Source organism: Pseudomonas sp. A125 (assembly GCF_055409485.1).
Map to the genome: position 1 here is coordinate 151,815 of NZ_JBUZVP010000013.1, position 21,730 is coordinate 173,544.

21 protein-coding genes are annotated in these 21,730 nt (G+C 58.6%); 13 read left to right on the forward strand and 8 right to left on the reverse strand.

Features of this window, described 5'->3' with window-relative positions:
- The first annotated feature begins 145 nt into the window (after positions 1 to 145).
- The 9 genes from ACZRN6_RS19110 to ACZRN6_RS19150 all read left to right on the forward strand — a co-directional run bounded on the left by ACZRN6_RS19110 (position 146) and on the right by ACZRN6_RS19150 (position 9,173).
- Complete coding sequence (locus ACZRN6_RS19110; RefSeq protein WP_322144781.1) at positions 146 to 1,006, forward strand: sugar phosphate isomerase/epimerase family protein; 861 nt, start codon at positions 146 to 148, stop codon at positions 1,004 to 1,006.
- 131 nt (positions 1,007 to 1,137) lie between these two features.
- Positions 1,138 to 2,178: a Gfo/Idh/MocA family protein gene (locus tag ACZRN6_RS19115; protein WP_322144782.1), complete on the forward strand. Its 1,041-nt coding sequence runs from the start codon at positions 1,138 to 1,140 to the stop codon at positions 2,176 to 2,178.
- 137 nt (positions 2,179 to 2,315) lie between these two features.
- A complete protein-coding gene (locus ACZRN6_RS19120) occupies positions 2,316 to 2,504 on the forward strand; it encodes a hypothetical protein (RefSeq protein ID WP_464008528.1) in 189 nt (62 codons plus the stop codon).
- Between the two features lie 48 nt (positions 2,505 to 2,552).
- Positions 2,553 to 3,488: a sugar ABC transporter substrate-binding protein gene (locus ACZRN6_RS19125; protein ID WP_464008529.1), complete on the forward strand. Its 936-nt coding sequence runs from the start codon at positions 2,553 to 2,555 to the stop codon at positions 3,486 to 3,488.
- 63 nt (positions 3,489 to 3,551) lie between these two features.
- Positions 3,552 to 5,111, forward strand: a complete 1,560-nt coding sequence (locus tag ACZRN6_RS19130; RefSeq protein WP_322144785.1) for a sugar ABC transporter ATP-binding protein — start codon at positions 3,552 to 3,554, stop codon at positions 5,109 to 5,111.
- 60 nt (positions 5,112 to 5,171) lie between these two features.
- Positions 5,172 to 6,209, forward strand: a complete 1,038-nt coding sequence (locus tag ACZRN6_RS19135) for an ABC transporter permease (RefSeq protein ID WP_464008530.1) — start codon at positions 5,172 to 5,174, stop codon at positions 6,207 to 6,209.
- Positions 6,210 to 6,628: 419 nt separating this feature from the next.
- Positions 6,629 to 7,033, forward strand: coding sequence for a TraR/DksA family transcriptional regulator (locus tag ACZRN6_RS19140; protein ID WP_010173153.1), 405 nt, complete (start codon positions 6,629 to 6,631; stop codon positions 7,031 to 7,033).
- A 600-nt stretch (positions 7,034 to 7,633) separates the two neighbouring features.
- Entirely contained in the window at positions 7,634 to 8,848 is a 1,215-nt protein-coding gene (locus ACZRN6_RS19145) for a methyl-accepting chemotaxis protein (RefSeq protein ID WP_464008554.1), read from the forward strand.
- A gap of 121 nt (positions 8,849 to 8,969) precedes the next feature.
- Complete coding sequence (locus tag ACZRN6_RS19150) at positions 8,970 to 9,173, forward strand: hypothetical protein (protein ID WP_322144788.1); 204 nt, start codon at positions 8,970 to 8,972, stop codon at positions 9,171 to 9,173.
- Between the two features lie 4 nt (positions 9,174 to 9,177).
- Here the strand turns inward: ACZRN6_RS19150 and ACZRN6_RS19155 are convergent, their stop codons facing one another.
- From ACZRN6_RS19155 to ACZRN6_RS19165, 3 genes are all read right to left on the reverse strand, one after another.
- The gene (locus ACZRN6_RS19155; RefSeq protein ID WP_322144789.1) at positions 9,178 to 9,414 is read right to left on the reverse strand and encodes a DUF2789 domain-containing protein; all 237 of its coding nucleotides are present in this window, start codon (positions 9,412 to 9,414) and stop codon (positions 9,178 to 9,180) included.
- 83 nt (positions 9,415 to 9,497) lie between these two features.
- On the reverse strand, positions 9,498 to 9,728 hold the full coding sequence (locus ACZRN6_RS19160; protein ID WP_322144790.1) for a hypothetical protein: 231 nt from the start codon (positions 9,726 to 9,728) through the stop codon (positions 9,498 to 9,500).
- A gap of 141 nt (positions 9,729 to 9,869) precedes the next feature.
- Positions 9,870 to 10,124, reverse strand: a complete 255-nt coding sequence (locus tag ACZRN6_RS19165; RefSeq protein WP_322144791.1) for a hypothetical protein — start codon at positions 10,122 to 10,124, stop codon at positions 9,870 to 9,872.
- 414 nt (positions 10,125 to 10,538) lie between these two features.
- Here ACZRN6_RS19165 and ACZRN6_RS19170 point away from each other — a divergent pair, with 414 nt between their 5' ends.
- The 3 genes from ACZRN6_RS19170 (at position 10,539) to ACZRN6_RS19180 (ending at position 12,323) form a co-directional block, all read left to right on the forward strand.
- The gene (locus ACZRN6_RS19170; protein ID WP_322144792.1) at positions 10,539 to 10,988 is read left to right on the forward strand and encodes a hypothetical protein; all 450 of its coding nucleotides are present in this window, start codon (positions 10,539 to 10,541) and stop codon (positions 10,986 to 10,988) included.
- The gene (locus ACZRN6_RS19175) at positions 10,988 to 11,185 is read left to right on the forward strand and encodes a hypothetical protein (protein WP_322144793.1); all 198 of its coding nucleotides are present in this window, start codon (positions 10,988 to 10,990) and stop codon (positions 11,183 to 11,185) included. Before ACZRN6_RS19170 ends, ACZRN6_RS19175 begins: the two co-directional genes overlap by 1 nt.
- Positions 11,186 to 11,306: 121 nt before the next feature.
- Positions 11,307 to 12,323: an ABC transporter substrate-binding protein gene (locus ACZRN6_RS19180; RefSeq protein WP_322144794.1), complete on the forward strand. Its 1,017-nt coding sequence runs from the start codon at positions 11,307 to 11,309 to the stop codon at positions 12,321 to 12,323.
- 124 nt (positions 12,324 to 12,447) lie between these two features.
- Here ACZRN6_RS19180 and ACZRN6_RS19185 read toward each other — a convergent pair whose 3' ends face one another.
- Positions 12,448 to 14,574, reverse strand: coding sequence for a TonB-dependent receptor (locus tag ACZRN6_RS19185; protein WP_464008531.1), 2,127 nt, complete (start codon positions 14,572 to 14,574; stop codon positions 12,448 to 12,450).
- A gap of 95 nt (positions 14,575 to 14,669) precedes the next feature.
- On the reverse strand, positions 14,670 to 15,059 hold the full coding sequence (locus ACZRN6_RS19190) for a DUF2946 domain-containing protein (protein WP_322144796.1): 390 nt from the start codon (positions 15,057 to 15,059) through the stop codon (positions 14,670 to 14,672).
- 93 nt (positions 15,060 to 15,152) lie between these two features.
- Between ACZRN6_RS19190 and ACZRN6_RS19195 the strand changes: the two genes are divergently transcribed.
- Complete coding sequence (locus tag ACZRN6_RS19195) at positions 15,153 to 15,590, forward strand: DUF3995 domain-containing protein (protein ID WP_464008532.1); 438 nt, start codon at positions 15,153 to 15,155, stop codon at positions 15,588 to 15,590.
- Between the two features lie 357 nt (positions 15,591 to 15,947).
- Here ACZRN6_RS19195 and ACZRN6_RS19200 read toward each other — a convergent pair whose 3' ends face one another.
- The 3 genes from ACZRN6_RS19200 to ACZRN6_RS19210 all read right to left on the reverse strand — a co-directional run bounded on the left by ACZRN6_RS19200 (position 15,948) and on the right by ACZRN6_RS19210 (position 21,590).
- Positions 15,948 to 16,271, reverse strand: a complete 324-nt coding sequence (locus ACZRN6_RS19200; RefSeq protein WP_464008533.1) for a contact-dependent growth inhibition system immunity protein — start codon at positions 16,269 to 16,271, stop codon at positions 15,948 to 15,950.
- A gap of 169 nt (positions 16,272 to 16,440) precedes the next feature.
- A complete protein-coding gene (locus ACZRN6_RS19205) occupies positions 16,441 to 16,806 on the reverse strand; it encodes a hypothetical protein (RefSeq protein ID WP_464008534.1) in 366 nt (121 codons plus the stop codon).
- Positions 16,803 to 21,590, reverse strand: a complete 4,788-nt coding sequence (locus ACZRN6_RS19210; protein ID WP_464008555.1) for an RHS repeat-associated core domain-containing protein — start codon at positions 21,588 to 21,590, stop codon at positions 16,803 to 16,805. Before ACZRN6_RS19210 ends, ACZRN6_RS19205 begins: the two co-directional genes overlap by 4 nt.
- Positions 21,591 to 21,730 lie beyond the last annotated feature (140 nt).

Consider the following 21,730-nt stretch of genomic DNA (forward strand, 5'->3'; position numbering starts at 1 on the left):
AGGACCCCGGCCAGTGTGGGAGCTGGCTTGCCTGCGATGAAGGCGGCACATTCAACATCACTGTCGCCTGATACACCGCTATCGCAGGCAAGCCAGCTCCCACATTTGATCGGGTCCCACCCTCAGATTCGGGAGAGCTTCTAACATGCGCATCGCATTAGACCCCTACATGTACCGCCACCTGCCCCTCGGCCAAATGGTCGACAAGGCCGCCGAGCTGGGCTACCAGCACATCGAACTTTCACCCCGTGAAGACTTCCTGCCGTTCTACAAGGCCGCCCGGGTGGACCGGGCGCGCATCAAGGAATTTCGCAAGGCCTTGAGCGACGCCGGCGTGCAGCTCTCGTCGCTGCTGCCCATGTACCACTGGGCCGCCGCCGACGAAGGCTTGCGTGTTGCCGCCGTACGCAACTGGAAGCGCGCGATCCAGATCGCCGTGGAAATGGACTGCGAACTGGTCAACAGCGAATTCACCGGCCAGTCCGACAACCCGCTGGTGTGCGAAAACCAGTTCATGCGCTCCATGGACGAACTGATGCCGGAGTTCGAACGTGAAGGCGTCAAGCTGGATATCCAGGCGCATCCGTACGACTTCTGCGAGCGCAACAACGAGTCGGTCGACATCATCCGCGGCCTCGACCGTGACTGGATCAACTACCTCTACGCCGCGCCGCATACCTTCTTCTACGACGACGGCAAGGGCGATATCGCCTCGATGCTCAAGTACGCAGGCTCCAAACTCAGCCATTTGATCATTGCCGACACCTACAACCACCGGGCGTCGTCCAACTTGCGCTACATCGTCAACCCGCCGGGCGTCACCGCCACCGTGCACCAGCACTTGGACATCGGCCAGGGCGAGGTCAACTGGGAGGCGTTTTTTGGCACCCTGCGGGAAATCAAGTTCGACGGCATCGCCACGGTGTCGGTGTTTGCCTGGGAAGACCGGCCGGATGAGTCCAACCGGATGATGCTGGAGCGGGTTACCCGCGAACTGTGCTCTTAGATCGTTGTGGCGTGTTCTGTGGCGAGGGAGCTTGCTCCCGCTGGGGTGCGAAACGCCCCCAAAATGTTGCGACTGCTACGCGGTCGAGCGGGAGCAAGCTCCCTCGCCACAATTAACCAAGGAGTATTTGTATGCGAATCGGACTGGTTGGATACGGCAAGGGTGGCCGCGTTTTTCATGCACCCCTGATAGCCAGCTTGCCGGGGGCGACCTTTGTCGGGGTGGTGACGCGTTCACCTGAACGTCGCGAGCAACTGGCGACGGACCACCCCGGTGTCAAAGCCTTTGACAGTATCGGGCAGATCACCGATGCGGGCGTTGATGCCCTGGTGATCTCCACCACCCTCAAGGGCCGCCCGGCGCTGGTGCTGGAGGCCATTGAGCACGGTGTGGCGGTGGTCAGCGACAAACCTTTTGCCAGCAACGCCGAACAGGCACAAGCCTTGATTACCGCCGCCGAGCGCCAGGGCGTGCTGCTCAGTGTCTACCAGAACCGCCGCTGGGACTCGGACTTCCTGACCGTGCGCAAGCTGATCGATGCCGGCGCCCTGGGTACCGTGACCCGCTTCGAGTCCCGTGTGGAGCGCTACAACCCAGGCTCGGTGGGCAATGCCAGCGGCGGTGGTTTCCTGCGGGATTTGGGCAGCCATTTGGTGGACCAGGCCATGCAGCTGTTCGGCCCGGTGGAGCGGGTGTTCGCGCAGTTGCACTACACCGCGGATGAGCCCAACGTGGACCACGGCTTTTTTGTATCGTTGACCCACGCCAACGGGGTGGTTTCACACCTGTGGGGCAGTGCCCTGCAAAACAGCCAGGCCCCGCGTTTTCGGGTGAATGGCACGGCCGGTTGCTACACCGTCGAAGGGCTGGACGGCCAGGAAGACGCGCTGTTGGCCGGCAAGACCCCGAAAACCGAAGGCGAGCACTGGGGCGCCGAAGAACATCGACGCTGGGGCTGGTTTGAGCAAGGCGAGGAACGCGAGCGGGTCCCGTCGGAAAAGGGCCGCTGGAACCAGTTCTACAGTCAGCTGCAAAGCGCGGTGGAAGGCCATGGTCCATTGCCGGTGGATGCGCGGGATGCGTTGGCAACCACCCGTGTGCTGGATGCCGCGCGCCTCAGCTCCGAGCGTCAGCAGGTCGTGGAAATGGCTGATGTGGAGCGTCAAAGATGAAAAATAGAATAAAATTCTAAAACAGGTTGATATGGAAATTATTTTCCAATAAAGTCATTCCAGGTTGCATAAAGTACGTTCGGACTCGATTCGGACGACTCGACAAAAACAAGATCAAAACAACCAGGTACCGTCAGATGAAAATCTTCAACGCTGTACTGCGAGTTTTACATCCTGCCCTCCCACGTCGCGGTCTGCCCCGCGCACGGCCTCTGTATTTCGCCTTCCTTAATGTCCTGTGCGTCGAAAGCAAGGGCGCCCTGGTGTGCTGCATTCCGGGAGCGCCGATCGTTCGGCTGCCTTCCTCGCAACAACAAGAGTTCTAAGTAAACGTACGTCCAAAAAACCAACAAGAATTTGGAGACAGACCGTTCATGAAGACCAAGATCCGTTTCGCCTCGCTGGCCCTGTCCATCATGCTTGCCAGCGGTGTGGCGAGCGCCGCCGACATCAAGGTGGGCGTCAGCATGTCGCAGTTCGACGACACCTGGCTGACCTACCTGCGCGAAGACATGGACAAGCAAGCCAAGTCCTATCCCAAGGGTGACGGCGTGCAACTGCAATTCGAAGATGCCCGTGCCGACGTGGTCAAGCAGCTCAGTCAGGTGGAAAACTTTATCAGCCAGAAGGTCGACGCCATTGTGGTCAACCCGGTCGACACTGCGTCCACCGGCAGGATGATCAAGGCCGCGACCGAGGCGGGCATCCCGCTGGTTTTCGTCAACCGCCGTCCTGACCAGAAAGACTTGCCCAAAGGCGTGGCCACCGTGGTTTCCGATGACAAGGAGGCCGGTCGCCTGCAAATGCAGTATCTGGCGGACAAGATGGGCGGCAAGGGCAAGATCGTGATTCTGCTGGGCGACCTGGCCAACAACTCGACCACCAACCGTACCGACGGTGTAAAGGAAATCCTTGCCAAGTACCCGGGCATCAAGATCGAACAGGAACAGACCGGTATCTGGCTGCGCGACAAGGGCATGACCCTGGTCAACGACTGGTTGACCCAGGGGCGTGAGTTCAACGCCGTGGTCGCCAACAACGATGAAATGGCCATCGGGGCCGCCATGGCCCTGAAGACCGCCAGCGTTAAACCGGGCAGCGTATTGATCGGTGGGGTTGACGGCACGCCGGACGGGTTGAACGCGATCACCCGGGGCGAGATGACGGTGTCGGTGTTCCAGGACGCCAACGGCCAGGCCGTGGGTTCGGTGGAAGCGGCGCGCAAGATGGCGAAGCACGAGGCCGTCGAGCAGAACGTGGTGATCCCGTTCAAGCTGATCACGCCAGACAACGTCAAAGACTTCAAGTAGCCCTCAATAACAACAATAAACCGGCAGGGCGGCCACGGCGGCCCTGCTGACGGAGTACCCGATATGTTTGCTCAAGCGACTGCTTCGCAAGCCCCGCTGCCGGGCCCGCAACCCGACGGGCTGACCGAGCCCTACCTGCTGGAAATCTCCAACATCAGCAAAGGCTTTCCCGGCGTCGTGGCCCTGGCCGATGTGCAGCTGCGGGTGCGCCCCGGCTCGGTGCTGGCGCTGATGGGCGAGAACGGCGCGGGCAAGTCGACGCTGATGAAGATCATTGCCGGCATCTATCAACCCGACGCCGGTGAAATCCGCCTGCGTGGCAAGCCGATCAAATTCGAAACGCCGTTGGCCGCGCTGCAAGCCGGCATCGCGATGATCCACCAGGAACTCAACCTGATGCCGCACATGAGCATCGCCGAGAACATCTGGATCGGCCGCGAACAGCTCAACGGCCTGCACATGGTCAACCACCGGGAAATGCACCGCTGCACCGCCGAGCTGCTGGCCCGGCTGCGGATCAACCTCGACCCGGAAGAGCACGTCGGCAACCTGAGCATCGCCGAGCGGCAGATGGTCGAGATTGCCAAGGCGGTGTCCTATGACTCCGACATCCTGATCATGGATGAACCGACTTCAGCCATTACCGACAAGGAAGTGGCTCACCTGTTTTCGATCATTGCCGACCTCAAGTCCCAGGGCAAAGGCATCATCTACATCACCCATAAAATGAACGAAGTGTTCTCCATCGCCGACGAAGTGGCGGTGTTCCGCGACGGTGCCTATATAGGGCTGCAGCGGGCCGACAGCATGAACAGCGACAGCTTGATCTCGATGATGGTGGGGCGTGAGTTGAGCCAGCTGTTCCCGGTGCGCGATAAACCTATCGGTAATTTGCTGCTGTCGGTGCGCGACCTGCGCCTGGACGGGGTGTTCCAGGGCGTGTCGTTTGACCTGCACGCCGGGGAGATTCTCGGCATTGCCGGCTTGATGGGCTCGGGCCGTACCAACGTGGCCGAAACCATCTTTGGCATCACCCCAAGCTCCGGCGGCGAGATCCAGCTGGACGGCAAGACCGTACGCATCACTGATCCGCACATGGCCATCGAGAAGGGTTTTGCGCTGTTGACCGAAGACCGCAAGCTCAGTGGTCTGTTCCCGTGCCTGTCGGTGCTCGAAAACATGGAAATGGCCGTGCTGCCGCATTACTCCGGCAACGGCTTTATCCAGCAAAAAGCCCTGCGTGCCCTGTGCGAAGACATGTGCACCAAGCTGCGGGTGAAAACCCCGTCGCTGGAGCAATGCATCGACACCTTGTCCGGTGGCAACCAGCAAAAAGCCTTGCTGGCGCGCTGGCTGATGACCAACCCGCGGCTGTTGATCCTCGACGAACCCACCCGTGGCATCGACGTGGGCGCCAAGGCCGAGATCTACCGGCTGATTTCCTACCTGGCCAGCGAAGGCATGGCCGTGATCATGATTTCCTCGGAGCTACCAGAGGTGCTGGGCATGAGCGACCGGGTGATGGTGATGCACGAAGGCGACCTGATGGGCACCCTGGACCGCAGCGATGCGACCCAGGAAAAAGTCATGCAACTGGCTTCCGGTATGACGGCGGTCCACTAACGAACAGACGGCGCCGGCCCGTTGTGGCCGGCGCGACGCGATAAAAAAAGGTGAGTGGTTATGAACGCGATACTGGAAAGCAAACCCGAGGAAAAGAAGCCTGCCACCGCGCCGGTCAAGCACCGTCGACGCATCCCCACCGAACTGAGCATCCTGCTGGTGCTGATCGGCATTGGCCTGGTGTTTGAGTTGTTCGGCTGGATCGTACGCGACCAGAGCTTTTTGATGAACTCCCAGCGCCTGGTGCTGATGATCCTGCAAGTGTCGATCATCGGCCTGCTGGCGATAGGCGTGACCCAGGTGATCATCACCACCGGTATTGATTTGTCCTCGGGTTCGGTGCTGGCCTTGTCGGCAATGATCGCCGCCAGCCTGGCGCAGACGTCCGACTTTTCCCGTGCGGTGTTTCCGTCCCTGACTGACCTGCCGGTATGGATACCCGTGGCGATGGGCCTGGGTGTGGGGCTGCTGGCGGGGGCAATCAATGGCAGTATTATTGCGGTCACCGGGATTCCACCGTTTATCGCCACCCTCGGCATGATGGTCTCGGCCCGCGGCCTGGCGCGTTACTACACCGAAGGCCAGCCGGTGAGCATGCTCTCGGATTCCTACACGGCGATCGGCCATGGCGCGATGCCGGTGGTGATCTTCCTGGTGGTAGCGGTGATCTTCCATATCGCGCTGCGCTACACCAAGTACGGCAAATACACCTACGCCATCGGCGGCAACATGCAGGCCGCGCGTACCTCGGGGATCAACGTCAAGCGTCACCTGATCATCGTCTACAGCATCGCCGGCTTGCTGGCAGGCCTGGCCGGCGTGGTGGCCTCGGCACGGGCGGCCACCGGGCAAGCGGGCATGGGCATGTCATACGAGCTGGACGCGATTGCCGCCGCAGTGATCGGCGGCACCAGCCTGGCGGGCGGCGTAGGGCGCATCACCGGCACCGTGATCGGCGCGTTGATTCTCGGGGTGATGGCCAGCGGGTTTACCTTTGTGGGCGTGGATGCGTACATCCAGGACATCATCAAGGGCCTGATCATCGTGGTAGCGGTGGTGATCGACCAGTATCGCAACAAGCGCAAGCTCAAGCGCTGAAGCGGTACTGAAGGCTGCATCAATCAATGTGGGAGCTGGCTTGCCTGCGATAGCATCAGCTTGGTCTCGCTGACAGACCGAGTCGACTGCATCGCGGGCAAGCGCGGCTCCCACATGAGCGTTTTGCCATCAACGTTTAACCGTTTGTCTTCTATATAGCTCCACAACACTGAATTTCTTGCTATAAACGCACTCCGATGACCGTTCGCCGAGCCCGTCCTGGTGCCTTTGCGGGTTATCTTGGAAAAAATGCCTGTCATTTCAGTTGCTGAGCCCTCAAGTCGGCCTTAGACTGCCGCCCCTCGTAAATTGAGTGCCGGGTGGCGCTTGAAATGGACGGCGCCTTTCCGAGACCTGCACAGGCCTTCCGGAACGCTCCCTTATTCGCCTTGATGCACGTATTTTTTATAGAGAAATCAATGACAAAGGAAAAGTTGCTGGCCATGCCGGCGGATGACTACATGAATGCCGAGCAGCACGCTTTTTTTGAGCAGTTGTTGCAAGACATGAAAGTGGAACACCACGAGCGCATTGAGCAGAACCGCATCGCCATCGAAAGCCTGGACACCCCGGCTGACCCGGCTGACGCCGCTTCTGTCGAAGAAGAGCGCACCTGGCTGGTGAACGCTATCGACCGCGACCAGCGCATGCTGCCGCAACTTGAGCAGGCCCTGGGCCGTATCAAGGAAGATTCCTTCGGCTGGTGTGATGACAGCGGCGAGCCTATCGGCCTCAAGCGCCTGCTGATCAGCCCGACCACCAAGTACTGCATCGAAGCGCAAGAGCGCCACGAGCAAATCGACAAGCACCAGCGTCAAGCCTGATGCCGTCCTTGTAGGAGCCGGCTTGCCGGCGATGAGCCCTTGAGGTTTGCTGCGTGCCTGGAGCCGCCGTCGCCGGCACTCCGGGCTCCTACAGAGCGTGGCCCGTTCCCCCCGTTTATTGATCTGCTGCAAGCCCCCCACTAAAGGCCCATGGATAATGGCTACATAGTGGCGTTTAATGCAGTCACAATAACGACAAGCAGTGGGGTAACGAACATGGCTGGAGACGGATCTCTGATGGGCGCAGCAGTGTCACCACCGGCGGTGGCGCGACAGTCGCCCGGCTGGTTGACGCCGCTCCTGCAAAGCACCGCCCTGGTGCTGTTGCTGCTGGGCATGGCGTTCGCCCAACTTTCGATTTACCTGTGCCTGCCGGTGGCCCTGCTGCTGATCTGGCTACCCCGCCTGACACATCGCACTCCCAGCGTTGCAGCGTCCGAAGCCAGCGACGCAATCGGCGACTTGACCCGCGACCTGTCCTACACCACCAGCCATAACGCATTGTCTGCTGCCGGCGTGGCCTATTCGGTCAAGCAACTGGCGGCCAGGCTGCAATCGCAACTGGGCGCAGCCAAGCAGATTGTCAGCAGCGCCGAAGTGATGATTGGCACCGAGAAGGTCACCTCGCAACTGAGTCGCCAAGCCCTTGGCGCCGCGAGCCAGGCCCATCAGCGCAGTACCGAAGGGCGTGAGGTGCTGGCGCAGTCCATCACCCGCATGCATCAACTCAGCCAGCGCGCCAACGACAGCCGCCAATTGATCGAAGCCTTGAGCCAGCGCAGTGAAGAGATCCAACGCGTCACGCTGGTGATCCAGTCGATTGCCAGCCAGACCAACCTGCTGGCCTTGAACGCGGCAATTGAAGCGGCCCGGGCCGGTGAGCATGGCCGCGGCTTTGCGGTTGTCGCCGATGAAGTGCGTGGCCTGGCAGGTCGAACTGCCACGGCCACCGATGAAGTCGGGGTGATGGTGGCGGATATCCAGCAGCGTACCGCCCAGGTCGTGGAGCAGATCCGGCAGTTGTCGGCAGATTTGCAATCCGGCGTAGAACAGGTAGAGCACGCTGGTGAGCAACTGGACAGCATCGCCGCCCTGGCCGCGGACGTGGAAGGCCAGGTCAGTGAAATCGCCCAGGGCGCCGACACCAACCGTGCCCAACTCGACAGCCTGTTCCATGCGGTGGAGCAAATGCGCAGTGATCTGACCGTCAGCGACCAGCAAACGCAGCAGTTGGCAGACGCCGCCGTACAAATGGAAGGCCAGGCAGAAACCATCAGCGAGCGCCTCGCCGAAGTAGGCCTGGACGACTACCACCAGCGCATTTATGACCTGGCCCGCGAAGGGGCTGGTCGTATCGCCGCGCAGTTTGAAGCCGACGTGCTGCAAAACCGTATCAGCCTTGATGACCTGTTCGACCGCAGTTACACGCCCATTCCCAACACCCGGCCGAGCAAGTACCACACACGTTTCGACGGCTACACCGATCAGGTGCTGCCAACCATCCAGGAGGCCTTGCTGCCCCGGCATGAGGGTTTGGTATTCGCCATTGCCTGCACGCCCCAGGGCTACGTACCGACCCACAACAAGGCGTTTTCCAAAACCTTGACCGGCGATGCCCAGGTGGACGCAGTACAAAATCGTACCAAGCGCAAGTTTGAAGACCGCACCGGCATCCGCTGCGGCAGCCACCAGCAGGCGGTGTTGTTGCAAACCTATACCCGCGATACCGGCGAGTTGATGCACGATTTATCGGTGCCCATCATGGTCAATGGCAGGCATTGGGGCGGCTTGCGGTTGGGTTACAAACCCGAATGACGACGGGGATTGTTACAGGTTATGCAAGGGAGCTATTCCGGGGATAGCTTTTTCCAACTGGAGGAAAACCGTAGCATGGCGAATATTGTTAGCCAGCTAACTAATTCTCCGGAGGCGTTCCATGCAAAGCAGAGTCGATGTCGCGGTGATGATCGGCAGTGGTGTACCGGCGACCTTGCGAGCGCTGGGCCAAAAAGCCTGTTGGGTGGTGCTGCTAAACGGCGAGCAGCGGGGTACGGCGTTCGCCAGTCGCGACGAGGCCGAAGAGTGCAGGGCTGCCTGGGAGGCCTCATTGCGCCTGGAGCAGTCAGACAGCCTGCATTGAAGCTTCAGCGTGGCCGGTGCAGGCGCTCGTTCAGTTCGTCGACCGCGATAGCCCAGACTGCGTCTACCCGCAGTTCCTCTTTAAGGAATTGCGCTTGTTGCGGTGACCAGAAATCCGCATCGATCAGCTTTACGCCATCGGCCAGGGGATGTTCGCCAATAAAGGCGTCAATCGCTTCCGGGGAGGAGTCCAGGCCAAGTTGTTCAAACAAGTCTTCGAGGGTGTACGTCGGCGCATCCATATCGTTCTCCATGCAGGCTGATCATCGTATGCATGGGAGGGTTGTGACGGGTCAGAGTTCGATCGGATTTTCGCGCCAGGTGGTCAAGAGGTCAGCGCGCCCGAATCGACGGCGGCCTTAAGGGCTTTTGCGGCATCCTTGGCAGCCGTGTTGGCAGCGTCTGCGGTTTTGAACCAACGGTCCTTTTCTACCTGGTGGGTCGTCACGGTGGTGAGGGGCGCCTTGGCCCGCATCACAATCACTGCCTGGAATTCGCCGTCTATTTCCCTGCACTCGCCATGGATGAAAAATTCGCCAATATCAAATTCCGTCACGTATTGCCTTCCCTTGGAGGTAGTTGCGCTGATGAAACCTGCACCGCAAGGGGACAAATCTCAATGGACGGACCAGTATGGCAGTTGTTAGGCGCGGGCGGCGCGGTAAAGTCAGCCAGATGACGAAACGACAGCCGACGTTTAGCCGTGGGTTGCGTATAGGCTGGCTTCCAGTTGCCTGGCCAGTTCGCAGGCTTGATTATGGCCACGGCGAAAACCTTTGATCCGCCCGCTGGGCACCTCAAGGATATGGAAGAAATTCCTTCCGGCGGGCAATACTCGGTAGAGCGCCGAATGCAGGCAACCGCCGTGCGGGTATAGGGAGTAGAATCGGCCGTCATCCAGAAAGGATGAACCCGTGCCGGAGGGTATGGCAATCGGTTGAGGTCGTTGCATAATCTGCTCCTGTCGATCGATCTTGCGGACCCGTTTGCAGTCTTCCGGGTGGTTTTGACCCGTGTTGCTGTTTTAGTATTGTCGTCAGCACCGGGCGCCTGGTTCCATCCAAAACATTAGCGTCTGTGTTGGGTGTCGGAAAAATGCATTTTTTAAAGGGTTATTATCTGAAGTGGGGCGGTCGGTATTCTCTGGCCGTTAAACCTGTGATTTCCTGCAACGCCTGGCGACCTGTTTAAGGTGCGTCGGGCAGGCCTGTACTAGTCTTATGGCCTGGCAGCGTGATCTTCTTCAGTTTTTTCAGTGAATTTGTTGTGTGATCGTGCCGTTTCGGCCGTTTTTTTGTGCTGCCCGCTTGGGCGGACAGCACCCTTTTGATGTGGGGGCGTTTCCTTGGCAGTCAGTAATCTGGATATGCACGCGTTATTCGTGCTGGGTGATTTGCGCGCAAAGTTGGTCAAGCTGTTTCAATCCCGTTTCATCTACATCACCGAGCAGACGCCCGAAGGGATCTACATCGCCGAGATCGATACCGAAGCGGCGTTGGTGGTAGACGATAAGCCGCGCCTGGAACTCAAGGTAGGTGACCATTTTCGCGCTGCGGTGTTGCCCAGTCGTGAAGGCGGCAAGTTCGAGCTGAAGTTTCGCGATATCAAGTTGACGGTGTATGGCCTGGGCGAATACGCCTTTGTTTCCTCGGCCGAAGGCCAGGGCATCGTGTTCAAGGAAGGTCACAGCGTGATGTTGGTGTTCGCCGCCAATGAGCAATTGGTAGAAGGCCTGACCAAGACCCTGAAGGCCGTCACCGGCAAGGCTGCCAAATGGCGCAAGGGTGAACTCGTGACCTTCAAGGCCAGCGAGTAATGAGCCAGGGCAGGGCGCAGTTCCACGAGCAACACCTGCTCGATGCCCAAGCCAGGGCGGCTCAACTGTTTGCCCGCAAGCCCGAGTTGCAGGGCGCCTGGTTGAACTGGGTCGCCGGCCAGTTGTATGCACTCAAGCCCGCCGAGTTCGCCAGCATGGTGCGCCGCGAGCTGCAGCGCCTGAACAATCCGCCGTAAAACCGGCGACATGCCCTGTTCCCCGGAACCTCTACTACAGTTGAGTTGACTTAAGTATTCAGAGGCTTCGCGGTGTTACAGCAAAGCCGTCCGCTATTGCTGTAGGCATGAGGTGCAAAGCATGAAAGGAATTCGAACGCTGTTGGCGGCCTCGCTGACGACCCTGAGTCTGTCGGTGGCGTCGCTGCCGGTATCGGCTGCCCCCGCGCCGATTCATTTTGCAGACCTGAACTGGGAAAGTGGCAGCCTGATCACCGAGGTGCTGCGGGTAATTGTCGAAAAGGGCTATGACCTGCCCACCGACACCTTGCCCGGCACCACCATCACCCTGGAAACCGCTCTGGCGAAGAACGACATCCAGGTGATCGGCGAAGAGTGGGCCGGCCGCAGTCCGGTGTGGGTCAAGGCCGAGGCAGAAGGCAAAGTGGTGGGGCTTGGGGACATCGTCAAGGGCGCTACCGAAGGCTGGTGGGTGCCTGAGTACGTGGTCAAGGGCGACCCGGCCAGAGGTATCAAGCCCCTGGCGCCGGACCTGCGCAGCGTGAAGGACCTGGCGCGCTACAAGGACGTGTTCAAGGACCCGGAAGCACCGACCAAGGGCCGCTTCCTCAACAGCCCGATTGGCTGGACCTCTGAAGTGGTCAACAAACAGAAACTCAAGGCGTATGGGCTTGACGACAGCTACGTGAACTTCCGCAGTGGTTCGGGTGCCGCGTTGGACGCCGAGATTGCCTCGTCGATCCGTCGGGGTAAACCGGTGTTGTTCTATTACTGGTCACCTACGCCGCTGATGGGGCGCTACAAACTGATCCAGTTGGAAGAGCCGCCGTTTGATGCTCAAGCCTGGAAAACGCTGACGGATGCGGACAACCCTGACCCGAAACCCACCCGCTCCCTGGCCTCCAAACTGAGCATTGGTGTGTCTACGCCGTTCCAGAAAGAGCATCCGCAGATCGCCGAGTTTTTTGCCAAGGTCGACCTTCCGATCGAACCGCTGAACAAGGCGCTGGCCGAAATGAGCGAAAAGCACAGCCAGCCGCGTGAAGTCGCCCAGGCATTCCTTAAGGATCATCCTGAAATCTGGAAGGCCTGGTTGACCGAGGATGTAGCGCAGAAGGTAGAAACCAGCCTGAAATAGAAGAGGCCCTCGTAAGGTAGAAACCAGCCTGAAATAGAAGAGGCCCTCGTAGGAGCCCGGCTTGCCGGCGATGGCAACCTCGAAGACGCCATCGCCGGCAAGCCGGGCTCCTACAGGGTTTGTGTCAGAACCTGGTCTGCACTGCCAGCTCAAACGTCCTCGGCGACCCGAGGTAATATGCCGGTGACACGTGGGCAAACTCGGCATACACCTCATTGGTCAGGTTGCGCACCCGGCCCGTCACGGAGGTGTGTTGATCCACCTTGTAGGTCAGGAACGTACCGAACAGCGTATACGCCGGCACCGTCAGCGTATTCGCGTTATCGGCATACACCGACGCCACATACCGCGCATCCACACCCCCTTGCCAGTCTTCGGCAAAGTCATAGGTCAGCCACAGATTACCCACCTGCCTGGGCACATTGGTCGGCGTATTACCCTTGCGCGACACCACGGCACCGCTGGCGATTTTCTCGTTGAAGTCCTCGTACTCGGCATCGACCCAGGCGTAGTTGCCCTCCAGCAATAGCTTAGGCGTGACCCGCAACGAACTGGCCAACTCGATACCCTTGGATGACTGCGCGCCCACCGGGATGCTGTTGGTCGGGTCCAACGGGTCGGTCACGGCGAAGTCTTTGCGCTCGATCCGGTAGGCGGCAACGGTGGCCGAACCGCGACCGTCGAGGTAATCAAACTTGCTGCCCACTTCCCATTGCTTGCCGGTGGACACGTCGAATACCTGGGTAGTGCTGCTCGGCTGTTCGGCGGCGGTGCTGTATTGCACGTAGACATTGGCTTGTGGGATGAACTGATAGGTCAGGCCAATACGCCCGGTCACCGGCTCCCAACTGCGCTTGACGTGCCGCGGATTGCTCGCGGTGATGTCCCGATGGTTGGTGACCTCAAGGTCGATCGCGTCGTAGCGCAGGCCCGTGAGCAGCGACAGTTTGTCGGTCAGGCCCAGGCGGTTTTCAACGAACAGCGCTTTGGTGGTGACTGCGTTGGTCTTGTCCGGATCGAAGCCGGGTTTGGTACCCGGAAGGTCATAGAAATGCCCCGGATCGTAGTTGTTCGGGTCCACCGTGTTTTTACCCGGTACGTTCAGTGGGTTGCTGGTGGTGCTGTTGACCTTGTACTCAAAGCCACCTGACCAGGTCGTGCTCAACCCGAAGACGGTGTCGTCATGGCGCAGTTCGAACTGGTTGCCGTTCTGCTCTCCCTGATGGCGCACCTGATAGGCCGTCGAGCGATTTACCGCACTGTTGTCGGCGTTGTACTGGTAGGTTTCCAGGTTGCGATAGTCGCGCTGGCTGTCGAGGTGATAGAGCGTATTTTTCAGGGTGGTGCTGTCATTGATCCGGTAGTCGATGATCGAGCGCATCCAGATCGTGCGTTGCTCATAACGGCCGTCGGCCACGTTGTAGTTGTTGAAGCGGTTGTGCTTGTCGATCTTCAGCTCGCCCGACTTCGGGTTGAGCACTGGCGTGCCCCAATAGGGGCTGTCTTCGTGCTCGTCCTGGTATTCCAGCGCCAGGGTGTGGGACAGGTTTGGTGTGAAATCACTCAGCAGGGAAAATGCCACGCTCCAGGCATCGCGTTGCTGGCGGTCGATGTACGTATGGTTGGTATTGCGGCTCACGTCCAGGCGCGCGTAATGCTGCACCTCGGCACCCGGTTCGGTCAGCGCATGGTTCAGGCCGAAGGCCATCCCGGCGGTGTCGTAGCTGCCATACGTCAGTTGCCCTTCGGCGGCTTGTTCCTCGCGGGTGGCGAGCTTGGTCACGTAGTTCAGCGAACCACCAACGGAACCGGCGCCGTTGATCAGGGAGGAGGGGCCGCCGACCAATTCGACCCGGTCATAAATCCATGCATCCACCGGACGGGCAAGGCCGCCGGACACCGCGACGCCATTGAACATTTGGGTAATCTGGCTACTGGTAAAACCCCGATAGGATATAAAACCGCCGAACCCCGGCGGCGCGCTGGCGTTGACCCCAGGCAGGGTATTGGCCGCGTCCTGGAAGGTCTTGGCGCCTCGGCGCTCGATGTCATTACGGTTGGCAATGCTGATGGACGCCGGGGTTTCCCGCACGCTCAACCCCAGGCGCGAGGCCATGCCACTGGACTGATCCAGGGCCAGGCCGGCATCACCGGTTTGCTCGCCATCAATGGTGGTTGGTGCCAGCTCGATCGCCCAGGTACTGACAGGCAGGCAGGCGAACAGGCCCGCCAAAAGGGGTATATGTTTCATGGTTGAATCCTGAAAACATGGCTTGAAAACAACGCACAGCCGCCCGTACTCCTGAGGGAGCCGGCAACTTGTGCAAATCAAAAAAAGCGCAGGTATCAGGCGAAGGCGGGCGGGGCGCGCGGATTAGCCGCAGGCCAGGTGAAACGGGCAGGAATGTCGGCGCTGGCAACGATTGCCGGCGGCGGCGCATGGGGTTGCGGCAGCACGGCCACGTTGAGGCTGGAGTTGAGCGGCGGGCCCATGCCACCGGTAGAGCACAGCGGGCAACCGAAGGCTTTCGAGAGCGTGGGCAGGGATTCATCGGTGGACGTGTAAGGCGCCGGCGCCTGGGTGCGCGGGTCTACCGTACAGAACTGGCCGCCGATGCCGTTGAGCTGCATCCCGACCATCTGCCCGTGGCCGATGCTGCAGGCGAACACATTGAACAGGACGCAGCAATAGAGCATCCAGGCAATGAGCGAGCGGTCGGTACGGGCGAGTTTCATGGGGCGGCACTTTAGCATCAGCCGCCGACGAATTGCCTGCAAAAAATCTCAAGAGGGCTATCCTCTTCCGGACTTTTCCAAGGATATCCAGCCATGAGCTTTTTAGTCGCGCGATGGATTGTCGGGGTGTTTGGTTTTATCAGCCTGGTGCATTTGTACTGGGCGGCCGGTGGCAAATTGGGTGTGATGGCGGCTATTCCGCAGCTGCCGGGTGAATTCGCCAGGGGGCCAAGGCCGGCGTTCAAGCCTTCGGCACTGGGAACGTTGCTGGTGGGTGTGGGGTTGGTGGCGATTGCAGTGCTGGTGTGTTTGCGGGCCGGGCTGTATTTCGAGCCGGTGTCCAACCATGCTTTGCAGTGGGGGATTAGTGCAGTAGCACTGGTGATGTTTGCCCGGGCGATTGGGGATTCGGAGCTGGTGGGGTTTTTCAAGAAGGTCGGTGGGTCGCGGTTTGCGCGGCTGGATACATTTTTTTACTCGCCGCTGTGTTTGGTGTTAGGGGCGGGGTTGTTGGTGGTGGCGTGGAGTTGAGGGGAGAGATTGCCGGAATAGAGTGAGGGCTGCGCTGTATAAACTAAAAGCCCTCTTGGTGATAGAACGTAAGGTGGCCCTCAGAAATCAAGGGCTTAGGAAGTAGTTTGTGGGGCATAAGCTCGGTAAATCGCCCCCATCCAAATTCTCAGTTTTGAATAACGAGTTAAGTAAATAATTTTGTCTTTTGTCTTTTGTCTTTTGTCTTTTGCCTTTTTCTTGGAGAGTCAGTGAAAACTCACGTCAATTCTCTCTACGTTCAACCGTATTAACTCCTCGTTTAATTCTGGATGCTCATAGTGCACGTCTTGATCATTCAGTGGGGTGAATGTGTAGAAAATCTCGTTGTAAAGCCGTCTATCCTCCTTCACGCGTCCCTTCGCTTAGTGCCTTGTCGAGCTTTTCTATGACATGTTCAAGCCACAATCGTCCTGATGGCCACTCGTGGGGATAGTGGTAGTAACAGTACTGTTCATAGAGAAGGTTTTTTTGGAGGTCTATCTCTGCATTTTGAACGGCTAAGAGCTCAATGATTTCCTGCCTTACTTGGCATATTGTCTCGGGGTCTGACTCGTTTATAAAAGAGTCAATGACCTCGTCTGCAGAGTCGTGATCGTAGACCCAGTCCTGGTTGAAGTAGCCACCAAAAAACTGTTGCAACGCTGTTAATGCAGGGCTCATTTTTTTGGTCTTTTTCAGTGTTTGCCAAGTGGACTAATTTCATAGGGATTACCTAAGTAGGGCATCCTCCGTTTTTATCGTTGTCAAGATTGAAAGGCGGTTAAGCAGTGGTTTGGACGAGTGAGGTTGCCCTCTATGTTTTCTACCCGATAGGTTTGTCTGCATTGCCTTATGTAGGTGGTCTTTCAGCAAACTCAACTTGGTAGCGTACAAGGCACTGGAGCAAGATTCTCATAAACTGTTTTCTGTCAATGATTTCGCCTTCAAAGTAAGTATCGAAAAGATAGAATACGGAGTCGAAGCTATCATTAGTTCTTAGGAAGTATTTGAGTGTATCTATATGCCACTGCCTTTCATCGACTTTGTATGAAAAAAATACAGGCTTTGTTAGTTTGTCAAAAAGCTCAGAGAGTTCTCTATCGTCATTGACGTTTTTTGAGGCGATGAACTCTTCTCTTTCTATGTCGTCCGCGTTCTCAATACAATAGGTAAATAGCAGGTTTCTGGTGATTTGAAGGTCGGGTGAAAATTTCATTTAAACTCCGTGTAGGCAGTGATGGGTTGTCCATGCTGGTCTAGTATCACTCTTGCTTTTGTCTGTTTTCCATACTCGAAGCCGTCTTTTTTGTATCCCTCGCCAATGATTTTTTTCATGTCCATAGGTTTGCTGGATGTCGATATGTTAGTCAATTTGAATATGAGTTGTGCGCGGTGAATTGAATTTAGTTGGTCTCTATGGCTGATAAAATGAGTCGCGGCGCTAGGAAGTCTTGGTTGCCCCCTATTCGAACCGCTAACGTATCTCTCAATGTCACCGGTAGTAGGATTTCTAGCTGTCATTGCACGTTCCAACTGGGAAGCCAGCGACGTCTGCGCCCCATGCTTTTCCAGAAAATGCGCTCCGGGTGTTGCTTGTTCAAGTTCATCAAGACGGCGGTATGCATTCGCCTCGCCAAGCTCATCAATTCGTGCGCGTCGTTCGGCCTGTGTCAGACGAGGTAAAGCAGGCTGGCCTTCGTTTACCGTAGCTTTTTCGGTCGGATCGCCAACCCCGACATCCGGTTTACACCCATTCGCACCCGGACAGGTATTCAATCCCAACGGATCCACCCACCCCGTAGGGTTGGGCACGTACTGGTAGCCGTTCAGTCCACCCGCCAGTTTCACGGGATCAGGCGTCAGGTAGCGGCCAACGTCCGGATTGTAGTAGCGATGGCGGTTGTAGTGCAGCCCGCTTTCCGGGTCGAAGTATTGGCCCTGGAAGCGCAGCGGGTTGGTGAGGGTGTTGACGTCCAGCTTTGCGATTTGGCCATAGGCGCGGTAATGCGCGGACCAGACGATTTCGCCATCGGGTGCGGTGAGTTCTTGTGGCGTGCCAAGGTGGTCGAGTTGGTAGTGGAAGGGTTTTACGGCTTCCGGGCCGTAGCCTTTCAGCAGCGCTAACGGGCGGAAGCTGTTGGGTTCGTAGAGGTAGCTCTGGTGGTGATCGGCGCTGTGTTCGGCGATCAGGGTGTCGCCTTGCCAGAAGAACTCGGTGGTCTGGCCGTTGAGGGTTTTGGTGATCCGCCGACCAAACGGGTCATAGCGATAGCTGGCCTGGCTGCCGTCGGGCTGGGTGACGCTGATCAGTCGGTGTTGGCAGTCGTAGCGGTATTCGGTAACTAACTGCTGGTCGCGGCCCCGGCGTTCGCGCAGGAGGTTGCCGAAGGCGTCGTAGTCGTAATGGCGGTCGCCTTGCATCAACAGGCGGTTGCCTTTGATCACGCTCGGGCCGATGCGATCTTGCATCAGCAGGTTGCCCGCTGGATCGTGGACGAAGCGTTCCTGCCGGTCGTGCGAGTGGTTGGCGCGGGTCAAGCGGTCGAGTGGGTCGTAGTGGTAGTCGTGCTGGCCTTTACGGGTGTCGAGGATGCGGGTCAGGTTGCCGCGTTTGTCGTAGTCGTACTGGCGGCGCTGGTGGCGTTGTTCCTGTTGGGTGATGGCGTGGGCGTGCAGGCGGCCCTGGTCGTCGTAGTGGTAGTGGCTTAGGAGCTGGCCTTGCTGGCGCTGGTGTTCACGGCCGGATTTGAACAGGTGCGAAGTGAGCGGTTTGCCATTGAGCTCGATGGTGGCGAGGTCGCCACCCTTGTCGTGCAAGAAGGTGAGGCGGTTGTTATCGGGCAGGCGTAGTTTTTCGAGCTGGCCGCATTCGTCGTAGCCATAGCGCAAGGTGCCCCAGCCTTGGTGTTCGGCGGTGAGGCGGTCTTGCAGGTCGTATTCGTAGTGCAGCGGCCAGTGGCCGTCGTCGACGCTGAGAAGGTTTCCGAGGCGGTCGTAGGTGTAATCGACAATGCTGCGGTCGGGCAGGGTTTTTCTTACGAGGCGACCGGCTACATCGCGCTCATATCGGGTAACCAGCTGGCTGCCATCGTCACCGTATTCGGTCTTTTCCAGCAGGTGCCCGGCGAGGTCGTAAACGTAGGCGGTACGGCGGCCATCAAACCCGGTTTCCTGCTGGATCAGGCCGTTGGCGTGATAGTCGAGCCGATAGGTTTCGCCAACCTCGTTTTCAATCTCGGTCAGTAGCAACCGGACGTTGTCATAACGGTATTTGAGCTGGGTGCCGTCGGGATTTACCCGGCGACTGATCAGGTGCAGGCCGTCCGCATACTCATAGCGAGTTACGCGACCCAGTTCATCGCGCTCGGCGGTGATTTTTCCGTACGGGTTGTAGCTGAATTCGCGAGTGCCACCGTCGGGCTGAATCACCTTCAGCAAACGGCCCACAGCGTCCCATTGGTACTGGGTCAGTGCGCCATGCTCATCCTCGCAGGCAACCTGCCGCCCCAGGTCGTCATAGCGATAACGCCGCACACCGCCATTGGCCAGTTTTTCCTCGGTGAGCTGACCACGCTCGTTCCAGGTCAGCCGCTGGCTGCTGTTGTCCGGATACCAGACGCCGGAGAGTTTTCCGTGTTTGGTGTAGGTGTATTCGGTGTAGTTACCGTCCGGATCGGTCTTGCGGGTGATGTCGCCCTGATCATTACGCTGGTATTTCCACACCGCGTCACCACGGCGCATTAGCCGTACGAAACCGTTGTCATGCTCGTAGGACGTGGGCGCATCGTCACCGGGAAACAGCGCAATCAACCGACCGGCTTCGTCGTATTGATACGCCGTCACCGCCCCCAGCGGATCCTGCTCGACCGTTAGCCGGCCTTTTTCATCGTAAGATTTGAAGTGCTGCGCGCCGTCCGGATCAATCCGCTGCACCAGCCGTGCGCGCTGGTCGTGCACGTAGACTTCCTGGCTGCCATCGGCGTTGTGCACGGTGACACTGCCGTTGTCATCCCACACATACCGCGTGTCCATCTGCGAGAAACTGGCCCAGTGCCGGACACACCTTGCAGCCTTGCCAGACCGTTCCCACTCCCAAAAGAAACTCGCCCCACCAGCCAGTTCCCGCTCCAGGATCACCTGCTGATCGTCGTACCGATAACGCTCGCTTTCGCCTACCGCGTTGGTCGCCTCAATCAACCGCCAAGCGTCGTCATACTTGTAGGAAACAACGTTCTGTTCGGTAGCCCAGGCGAGCTCCCGCTGCACCTGATAGTCGACCGCAACGATATGCCCGCGGTCATACCGCAGCATCAATCCATGACCAACGCCGTTATCGACCCGCTGAATGCGCCCTGAATAATCGCGGGAAATGCGCAGCCGGTTGTCGTACGCGTCACTGATCGACGTCAGCACACCGTCGCGAAAGTGGTAGAAAAGTGAGGCCTGAGCCAGCACCAATTCATCCGGCAAAGTGCCCAGATAAATCGCCGCTTCCGCCAGGCTATTGGTGATGGCCGGTCGCGCAGCAGAGGGCAGGGGAAAGGTGGTGCTGCGGTTCTCGTGATCGGTCCATACCACCGATTCACCGCTAACCACCAACCGCTGCGCCAGCGAATGACTCCAGCCAAATCCCAACCCGCAATCCACCTCCACCGCACTGCTGCGATACAACCGCGTCCAGGCAAATGGCAGCACACCCTCCAACGAGCCGTCCGTGACGGTCAGTAGCTCCTCACCAGTAACCATCGATACCGGGCAGCCATTGGTTGCGGTCTTGTCCGCAATGGCCGCTGAATCACCGCCAGGGTTTTTCGCTGAAGCCGGCGCATCATCCACAGGCTCCTGCTTCACCAGCGTCGTACGCGCTGTCTTGGGCTCCCGCACCATCGGTGCCGGATTCGAAACCTGATCTGGACCCACCTTCAACGGCACCGCCGCCGCTTTCACCGGCACTGCATGGCTCTGAAGCGCTACCGGCTTAAGCACCTCGGCATGCCCATCCATCCGAGCCGTACCGCCCAATCTTGCAATCTGCTCCAACCACTCCCGCGCCCGCTCGGACTTGACCTTGCCCAGCACCTGCGCGCCCAGCCGTACCGCCACACCCATACCGCCGGTGGCCCACAGCAACAGCAGGTTGAGCAACACCTCAGTAGTGATCTCCCCCAGCAACTCAAGCATGTAATGCGGCGGCAGCATGCGCATCCAACTGACCATCGCGGACAGGTAGACGAACAGCAGCGGCTCGTCGCTGAGAATCAACAATCCTTTGGCAATCGCCTCATTACTGAGCTTCATCAGCGCCGCAAGCTCGGCCTGGGAGAGGTACTGCAGAAGCTTTTCGCTGTTGGGCTTGATATCTGCCAACCACTGGTACAGCTGCGCAATACTGTCCCAGAGACCGTAAAGCACGTTGCCAAACCCTTGCGCGTACGCCAGTTGCAGCGAGGTGTAGCGATCGACAAAGCCGGCCTTGGAATAGCTCTCCCATATCGGCTTGAAGGTGCTCGTCCACTCGCCGCGCAAGCGGCCTTCCAGCGAGCTGATCTCGGACTGATAGGAGGCGTACAGCGCCTTGACATGGTCCCGGGAAACGTTGGGATAAAAACTGACCCGGTACTGCTTGTCGACGGTGCACTCGGTGACTTCGAGCATGCCGCTGGGGCCGATGGTTTTATGGAGGGGGGCGCCGAGCGGGCCACCGTCTGGTGCGATTTCCTGGAGCATCACCGGTGTATTGCCGATGGGCACGAACCGCGTGCTCTGGAACATATGCACCAGGGTTAACGGCGCGTTGGCCTTGCAGGTCGCGACGGTGCTGCTGGGATACAAGGAACGGGTGATAGGTGCGACCAGCGAAACCTCATCCCCCACCTTGAACACCTGCTCGACGTCCAGTGCCGAAAAGCTCCAGAAGCTCTCGGCCCAGGCGTCGTAGGTGTTCAGGCAATGCGTGAAGTCGTTGAGAACCGCATCGACGTCGCGCGTCTTCGGGTCCATCGCCGCCACGACCAGAAAGCCAATGGCGGGATTCAAGAAGCAGCCCCATCGGGCAGGGCGTTAATCGAAAAAAACATCGGCGTTCCCTCGCGCTGTGTGATCAGGCGAGGGACTTTGCAGAGGTTTGTGAGAGAAAGAAG

Excerpts from the sequence above, each read along its gene's own strand:
- ACZRN6_RS19135 (WP_464008530.1), top strand. The coding sequence starts at position 5,172 with ATGAACGCGATACTGGAAAGCAAACCCGAGGAAAAGAAGCCTGCCACC.
- ACZRN6_RS19195 (WP_464008532.1), top strand. The coding sequence starts at position 15,153 with ATGAGCTTTTTAGTCGCGCGATGGATTGTCGGGGTGTTTGGTTTTATC.
- ACZRN6_RS19145 (WP_464008554.1), top strand. The coding sequence starts at position 7,634 with ATGATTGGCACCGAGAAGGTCACCTCGCAACTGAGTCGCCAAGCCCTT.
- ACZRN6_RS19170 (WP_322144792.1), top strand. The coding sequence starts at position 10,539 with ATGCACGCGTTATTCGTGCTGGGTGATTTGCGCGCAAAGTTGGTCAAG.
- ACZRN6_RS19175 (WP_322144793.1), top strand. The coding sequence starts at position 10,988 with ATGAGCCAGGGCAGGGCGCAGTTCCACGAGCAACACCTGCTCGATGCC.
- ACZRN6_RS19190 (WP_322144796.1), bottom strand. The coding sequence starts at position 15,059 with ATGAAACTCGCCCGTACCGACCGCTCGCTCATTGCCTGGATGCTCTAT.
- ACZRN6_RS19150 (WP_322144788.1), top strand. The coding sequence starts at position 8,970 with ATGCAAAGCAGAGTCGATGTCGCGGTGATGATCGGCAGTGGTGTACCG.
- ACZRN6_RS19110 (WP_322144781.1), top strand. The coding sequence starts at position 146 with ATGCGCATCGCATTAGACCCCTACATGTACCGCCACCTGCCCCTCGGC.
- ACZRN6_RS19130 (WP_322144785.1), top strand. The coding sequence starts at position 3,552 with ATGTTTGCTCAAGCGACTGCTTCGCAAGCCCCGCTGCCGGGCCCGCAA.
- ACZRN6_RS19185 (WP_464008531.1), bottom strand. The coding sequence starts at position 14,574 with ATGAAACATATACCCCTTTTGGCGGGCCTGTTCGCCTGCCTGCCTGTC.
- ACZRN6_RS19155 (WP_322144789.1), bottom strand. The coding sequence starts at position 9,414 with ATGGATGCGCCGACGTACACCCTCGAAGACTTGTTTGAACAACTTGGC.
- ACZRN6_RS19180 (WP_322144794.1), top strand. The coding sequence starts at position 11,307 with ATGAAAGGAATTCGAACGCTGTTGGCGGCCTCGCTGACGACCCTGAGT.
- ACZRN6_RS19165 (WP_322144791.1), bottom strand. The coding sequence starts at position 10,124 with ATGCAACGACCTCAACCGATTGCCATACCCTCCGGCACGGGTTCATCC.
- ACZRN6_RS19115 (WP_322144782.1), top strand. The coding sequence starts at position 1,138 with ATGCGAATCGGACTGGTTGGATACGGCAAGGGTGGCCGCGTTTTTCAT.
- ACZRN6_RS19140 (WP_010173153.1), top strand. The coding sequence starts at position 6,629 with ATGACAAAGGAAAAGTTGCTGGCCATGCCGGCGGATGACTACATGAAT.
- ACZRN6_RS19120 (WP_464008528.1), top strand. The coding sequence starts at position 2,316 with ATGAAAATCTTCAACGCTGTACTGCGAGTTTTACATCCTGCCCTCCCA.
- ACZRN6_RS19210 (WP_464008555.1), bottom strand. The coding sequence starts at position 21,590 with ATGGACCCGAAGACGCGCGACGTCGATGCGGTTCTCAACGACTTCACG.
- ACZRN6_RS19125 (WP_464008529.1), top strand. The coding sequence starts at position 2,553 with ATGAAGACCAAGATCCGTTTCGCCTCGCTGGCCCTGTCCATCATGCTT.
- ACZRN6_RS19200 (WP_464008533.1), bottom strand. The coding sequence starts at position 16,271 with ATGAGCCCTGCATTAACAGCGTTGCAACAGTTTTTTGGTGGCTACTTC.
- ACZRN6_RS19205 (WP_464008534.1), bottom strand. The coding sequence starts at position 16,806 with ATGAAATTTTCACCCGACCTTCAAATCACCAGAAACCTGCTATTTACC.